Genomic DNA, 5615 nt, shown 5'->3' on the forward strand with positions numbered 1-5615 from the left:
TCCGCGAAGATCTTGGACGTCCAGGCTCGCACGGGCAACAGTCACTTCGTCGGCGTCTTCAGCTACGCCGGCATGCCCTACGACGAGGCCGAGCGGAGCATGCGCCTCTTCGCGCGCGAGGTGATGCCGGCGCTGCAGAAGGTGAGTGCGCCCCCGCCGGCGCCCGTGCTGCCCGATCCCGCCGCCCGCATCGGCGTCGGGCTGCTGGGATCCTGACGGGCGCCCCGACGCCTACAGCGCCGGCTCGCCCGCCGTCACCGCGATGCACTGACCCGAGAGGTTGCGGGCCAGGTCGCTGCAGAGGAAGACGGCCAGGGCGGCGATGTCGTCGGGCGTGCTCATGCGCTTGAGGGGCGAGCGCTCGACGAAGGCCTTCCGCATATCCTCGACCGGGAGCCCCCGCACCTGGGCCTGGCCGGCGATCACGCGGTCGATGCGGTCGCCCTCGACGGCACCGGGCGCGATGGCGTTGACCCTGATGTTGTGGGGAGCCAGCTCCACCGCCAGGCCGTAGGTCATGCCCACCTGGCCCGCCTTGGCGGAGCAGTAACCGATGCGATAGGCCAGGCCGCGGCGCCCGGCCACCGACGAGATGTTGACGATGGACCCGCCGCCGGCCTTGATGAGCTCGGGCACCGCGAAGCGGGTCATCATGTATGAGCTGGTGAGACAGGAGTTGATCGTGTAGAACCAGTCCTCCGTCGCGTACTCCTGCACCGGCTTGGTGGGCCCGCCGTCACCGGCGTTGTTGACGAGCGTGTCGACCTTGCCGAAGGCCTTGACGCCCGCCGTCACGATGCGGCGCGCGTCCTCCTCGGTGGCGGCGTCGGCGACGACCGCCACCGCCTGCCCGTCGGCCTTCCGGATGAGCTCGGCCGTCTCCTCCACCAGCGCGCCCGAGCGCGCCGCGCAGACCACCCGCGCCCCTTCCTGCGCGAAGCGCTGGCTCATCACGCGACCGATGCCCTTGCTGGCCCCGGTGATGATCGCGACCCTCCCGCTCAGTAGACTCATGTCGGGCCTCGTCCTTACGAAGGGTTGAGAACGCTGCGGCCGCGTCGGAACGCCCGCGGCCGCTGAAGTGCGTCGAGAGTAGCCGGCCCGGCCCCCGCGGTCAAGGACGGCGCGGGCTCACTTGATCGGGCTCAGGGCCTTGATGCCGGTGCCGACGGCCCCAGTCAGCGTATCGAGGATGAAGTCGCCCGGGCAGACCAGGAGCGCGCGCTGCTGCTTCGGGTTGTTGATGGGGCCGCCCTTGATGATCCGCTTGAAGACGCGCCCTTCGCGCCAGACGATGGCGAAGACGCGATCCTCGCCGACGTCGAGTGAGTCGCGCGTGTTGAGACAGAAGCGGTCGGCGGCCTGCGTCATGTCCCGCTCGACGTACTCCTCCGCGTAGTGCTGGCCCATGAAGTCGGCGTAGGCCTTGATCTCCTCGGGCTTCTGCAGGGGCGGGGGGCTCACGGCCATGCCGACGGCGGCGAGCGCCTCGCTGCCGTAGAGGACCCGGGTGTTGGGCCGCCGGATCTTCCTGTCCTCGTCGATGTAGATCGTGAACCCCTTCTGGCGGACGTCGGTGAGGGTGTCGCCGGAGACGCCCTGGCTCACGTCGGCCTCCTGGATGGTGAGGAAGGTGTCGATCATCCGAAGCAGGCGCTTCGTGTTGCAGCGATTGAGCGCGATCTCGTACTCCTCGAGCGGGACGTTCGCGTCGCAGGGCTGCCTGAACAGGGCGGTGGACTTGAAGTCGAAGGACCGCTTCTGGAGGACGGGCATTTTCCCTACGCAGCCACTCAGGATGAGGGCTACGGAGAGGACGACGACTACGCGTGTCATCGAGGCCCCCCTTGCTTTCGCCTGGTTCCTACATGGGTGCGCAGCAAAGGGAATGCCATCGACCTTCGTCGGCCCGGGCAGAGGTTCCCCGAACGGGCTGCACCCGCCGCCAGTTCGCGGGAGAGGCCTGCTCGACTACGGTACTTGGCTGCAGGATCCCGTTGGATAGAATCCGGGGGTCGTGAACGCCATCAGCGAGAGGAGCCGAACATGACGATCACACGGCACAACGTCGGGCCCCGGCTGACCCAGGCCGTCGTCCACGGCGGCACCGTCTACCTGGCGGGCCAGGTCGCGGGCGGGTCGCCGACGGTCAAGGGCCAGACCGAGGAAATCCTCAAGAAGATCGACGAGCTGCTGGCGGCCAGCGGCAGCCACAGGTCGAAGCTGCTCTCGGCCACCATCTACCTGGCGAACATGGCCACCTACGACGAGATGAACTCCGCCTGGGACGCGTGGGTCGATCCCAAGAACACCCCCGCCCGCGCCACCGTGGAGGCGCGGCTGGCCTCGTCCAAGTACCTGGTCGAGATCGCCATCGTCGCGGCGGTCTGAGCGTGGGGGCTCGCGCCACCGCCGAGTGCGCCGCCGCCGGGGCGCCGGACGAGGCGCTCCTCCGCAGCGCCCAGACGCTCCGCCGGCTCGGCGCCCGGCTCACGCGTTACGACGCGGAGGAGGCGACGCTCGAAGCGCGCGCGTGGCCCTGGCGGGTCGAGGTGACCATCCGCGTCTCGGCGACGGCGCAAGGGCAGGGCACGCGGCTTAGGATTGAGAGCGAGACCGGGAACTCCCGCCGGCTCGTCGCCGCCGGCGTCAACGCCTGGACTGTCCGCCGCGTCCGGGCGGCGCTGGCCAGGGCGACGTGAGCACGCCGGAGCCGGAGCATCTCTACTTGACGACGACCGGCCGGCGGAGCGGTCGGCCCCGCGAGATCGAGATCTGGTTCACGCGGCGCGACGGGCGGTACTACGTCGTCGCCGAGCGCGGCGAGGAAGCCCAGTGGGTCCGGAACCTCCGGGCGGAGCCGCGGGTGCAGGTGCGGGTGGGGCCGGAGACCTTTGCGGGGACGGCGCGCCTCGTCGATGCGGTCAGCGAGCCCGAGCTGGCCCTGGGGATTCGCGCGCTCTCGGCGAGGAAGTACGGCTGGGGCGACGGACTCGTCGTCGAGCTGACGCCCGCGGCCTAGAGTGGCCGGCGCCGAGCGGGGGTGAGGCGGCCCCCCGCGCGCGTCCGCTGGGCCTTGGAGCTCGCGTGGAGCAGCTCGCACCAGCGCCGGTTCGCGTCGCCGCCCGCCTCGGCGCTCCCCGACAGAAACGCGTCGGAGGTCACGGCGGTGTCGTCGCAGCCGTCGCGGGTCGGGGCGTGGGCGTCGCACCAGCGCACGTCGAGGATCTCGCGCGTCGGGTCAGCGTCGGGCTCACAACCGGGGCAATACGAGCGGGCGACGACGGGGGCGTCGGCGATGAACTCCGTCACCGGGCCATGGCGAAAATCCGCATCGCCATCTAGATCCACTCTAGCAGAAGACCGTCGCGCAAGCGAAATTCTAAGGCTATAGTCCCCCTAGCCTCCGGGAGCCCGGCCCCCCGGAGCGTCGGACCAAGCCAGGAGGACAGGTCATGCCGAACATCACGATCCAGTGGTACGCCGGCCGCACGCAGGAGCAGAAGCGGCAGATCGTCGCCGCCATCACCGACGCGATGGTGAAGATCGGCAAGACGACGCCGGACCAGGTGCACATCGTCTTCCAGGACGTCGAGAAGTCGAACTGGGGCGTCAACGGCAAGCTCGCCAGCGAGGTCCCCTAGTGCCGTTCCAACTTGTTGATACTAAATCTGTCCACGAACGACGTACACGGTGCCTTCCTAGGCGCGAATAGTTGGAACGGCACTAGAGCCCGCGCGTGTGAGAGAGCGCAGCGTGGGCGCAGTCCTGCTGCTGATTTTCGGCCTCCTCAGCGCGCACTCGCAAACGATCGGCCGAGAGGAATTCGACAACCCGCTCGTCCTCCGTCTGCGGTACTGAGCCGGCGCTGGGGGGCGGCGATCGCGCACGCCGCGCGTGGCTTGCGCCCTGCCCGGCGGCGGCCGTACAATACGGGCGTCGCTGCGGTGCGCGCGGTATCTCGCTGTTCTCGGCTTTGCCCGAGTTTCCCCAGTGTCGGCGCTTCGCAGCCTGATCGGGGCCGAGGTGTTCTAGAACACCGAGCGGAAGAGAGGTCGAATGAACGGGCGGGTGCCGCGGTATCACCGCATCGCCGAGGAGTTGCGCGAGCGGATCCAAAGCGGTGACCTCGGGCCCGGCGTCCGGTTGCCAAATCAGCGCAGGCTCGCGCGGGATTTCGGCGTCACGCTGATGACTGTCCGCCACGCCCTCGAGCTGCTCGAGCGGGACAATCTCATCCGACGGCAGCACGGCCTCGGCACCTTCGTCGCCGCCCCGTCCATCGACTACGACATCCTTCAGCTCCGCCGGTTGGCCGGCGAGCTGCGGGCCCGGGGCGAGCCGGTGAGCACGCGCCTGCTGTCGAGCCGCTTCGTCGCCGCCGACCGGCGGGTGAGCGCGGCGCTCGAGATCGGGCCCCGCGCCCGCGCGCTACAGATCGAGCGGCTGCGGCTCGTGGACGGGCGTCCCATGAGCCTGCAGCGCTCCTTCCTGCCGGCGCTCATCGGCGAAGAGCTCCTCAAGGCAGACCTCGCCGCCACGCCCCTGCGCCAGGCGCTCGAGTTCAAAGTCGGGCTCGTCATCGCGCGCGCCCGCGAGAGCGTCTCCGCGGTGCGTCTGGGGCAGCGCGAGGCGCGCGAGCTGGGCTGCGCTGTCGGCGCCCCGGCGTTCGAGTCCGAGCGCGTCTCGTTCGCGGTGGGCGGCCAGGCGGTCGTCTTCGACCGCGTCTTCATCCCGGGCGATCGGTTCCGGATCACCCGGGAACTCCACTTCGAGGGAGCCTCCGCATGAAGATCCTGGTGGCCATCAAACAGGTGCCGGACACGGCGACGCAGGTGAAGATCGGCGCCGACCCGCGGGCCATCGATGCCGCCGGGATCACCTGGATCGTGTCCCCCTACGACGAGTTCGCCGTGGAGGAGGCGCTGCGTATCAAGGAAAAGCGCGGACCGGCCGAGGTGGTCGCCGTCTCGCTGGGCCCGGAGCGGGCCAAGGAGGCGCTGCGCTCGTGTCTGGCCATGGGCTGCGACCGCGCCATCCACGTGAATGATCCGGCTCTGGCCGAGGCCGACACCCTGGCCGCCGCGCGGGCGCTGGCCGCCGTCGTCAAGGAGGAGGCGCCCCAGCTCGTTCTCTGCGGGCGCCAGGCGATCGACGACGACATGGGCGCGGTGCCGGCGCAGCTCGCCGACCTGCTCGGCTGGCCCTGCGCGTACTGGATCATGGAGGAAACGATCGACGCCGACGGCAAGAGCGTCCGCGTCGCGCGCCAGGTCGAGGGCGGGCTGGAGGTTTTCGATCTCCCGCTGCCCGCGGTGCTCACCGCCCAAAAGGGCCTGAACGAGCCGCGCTATCCGACGCTCAAAGGGATCATGGGCGCCAAGAAGAAGGAGATCAAGGATCTCAAGGCCGCCGACCTCGGGGTCGCCGCCGAACCCCCGCAGCTCAGCGTTGTCACGCTGGAAGCGCTGCCGCCGCGGCCGCCCGGACGCGTCATCCAGGGCGACGTGCCGACCGCAGTGAAGGAGTTGGTGCGGGCGCTCCGCGAGGAAGCGAAGGCCATCTAGCGATGATGGGAGCCAAACAGCGCTTTCGAGCGCCGGCTTTGCCGGCGC

At 69.9% G+C, this 5615-nt stretch carries 10 protein-coding genes; 7 read left to right on the forward strand and 3 right to left on the reverse strand.

Annotation, left to right across the window (positions count from 1 at the left end; genetic code table 11):
* Window positions 1-216: hypothetical protein (locus VGV13_02425; GenBank protein ID HEV8639933.1), on the forward strand; the 216-nt coding region annotated here is incomplete at its 5' end.
* A 15-nt stretch (window positions 217-231) separates the two neighbouring features.
* Here the strand turns inward: VGV13_02425 and VGV13_02430 are convergent.
* On the reverse strand, window positions 232-1014 hold the full coding sequence (locus VGV13_02430; protein ID HEV8639934.1) for an SDR family NAD(P)-dependent oxidoreductase: 783 nt from the start codon (window positions 1012-1014) through the stop codon (window positions 232-234).
* A gap of 117 nt (window positions 1015-1131) precedes the next feature.
* A complete protein-coding gene (locus VGV13_02435) occupies window positions 1132-1776 on the reverse strand; it encodes a hypothetical protein (GenBank protein HEV8639935.1) in 645 nt (214 codons plus the stop codon).
* 270 nt (window positions 1777-2046) lie between these two features.
* Here VGV13_02435 and VGV13_02440 point away from each other — a divergent pair, with 270 nt between their 5' ends.
* From VGV13_02440 to VGV13_02450, 3 genes are read left to right on the forward strand one after another with little or no spacing between them, the layout of a single operon-like run.
* Window positions 2047-2391, forward strand: coding sequence for a RidA family protein (locus VGV13_02440; GenBank protein ID HEV8639936.1), 345 nt, complete (start codon window positions 2047-2049; stop codon window positions 2389-2391).
* A 2-nt stretch (window positions 2392-2393) separates the two neighbouring features.
* A complete protein-coding gene (locus VGV13_02445; GenBank protein ID HEV8639937.1) occupies window positions 2394-2702 on the forward strand; it encodes a hypothetical protein in 309 nt (102 codons plus the stop codon).
* Entirely contained in the window at window positions 2699-3022 is a 324-nt protein-coding gene (locus VGV13_02450; protein ID HEV8639938.1) for a nitroreductase/quinone reductase family protein, read from the forward strand. Before VGV13_02445 ends, VGV13_02450 begins: the two co-directional genes overlap by 4 nt.
* Here the strand turns inward: VGV13_02450 and VGV13_02455 are convergent.
* Window positions 3019-3312, reverse strand: coding sequence for a hypothetical protein (locus VGV13_02455; GenBank protein ID HEV8639939.1), 294 nt, complete (start codon window positions 3310-3312; stop codon window positions 3019-3021). The two genes, VGV13_02450 and VGV13_02455, sit on opposite strands and share 4 nt — an antisense overlap.
* A gap of 143 nt (window positions 3313-3455) precedes the next feature.
* On the opposite strand from VGV13_02455, the gene VGV13_02460 reads away from it, so the two are divergent.
* The 3 genes from VGV13_02460 (at window position 3456) to VGV13_02470 (ending at window position 5567) form a co-directional block, all read left to right on the forward strand.
* On the forward strand, window positions 3456-3644 hold the full coding sequence (locus tag VGV13_02460; protein HEV8639940.1) for a tautomerase family protein: 189 nt from the start codon (window positions 3456-3458) through the stop codon (window positions 3642-3644).
* A 415-nt stretch (window positions 3645-4059) separates the two neighbouring features.
* On the forward strand, window positions 4060-4791 hold the full coding sequence (locus VGV13_02465; GenBank protein ID HEV8639941.1) for a GntR family transcriptional regulator: 732 nt from the start codon (window positions 4060-4062) through the stop codon (window positions 4789-4791).
* Window positions 4788-5567 carry an electron transfer flavoprotein subunit beta/FixA family protein gene (locus VGV13_02470; GenBank protein ID HEV8639942.1) on the forward strand — a complete coding sequence of 260 codons (780 nt, stop codon included), beginning with the start codon at window positions 4788-4790 and terminating at the stop codon, window positions 5565-5567. The genes VGV13_02465 and VGV13_02470 overlap by 4 nt, the downstream gene beginning before the upstream one ends.
* Window positions 5568-5615 lie beyond the last annotated feature (48 nt).

It is taken from the genome of Candidatus Methylomirabilota bacterium (assembly GCA_036001065.1).
Taxonomy (GTDB): Bacteria; Methylomirabilota; Methylomirabilia; order Rokubacteriales; family CSP1-6; genus MNEF01.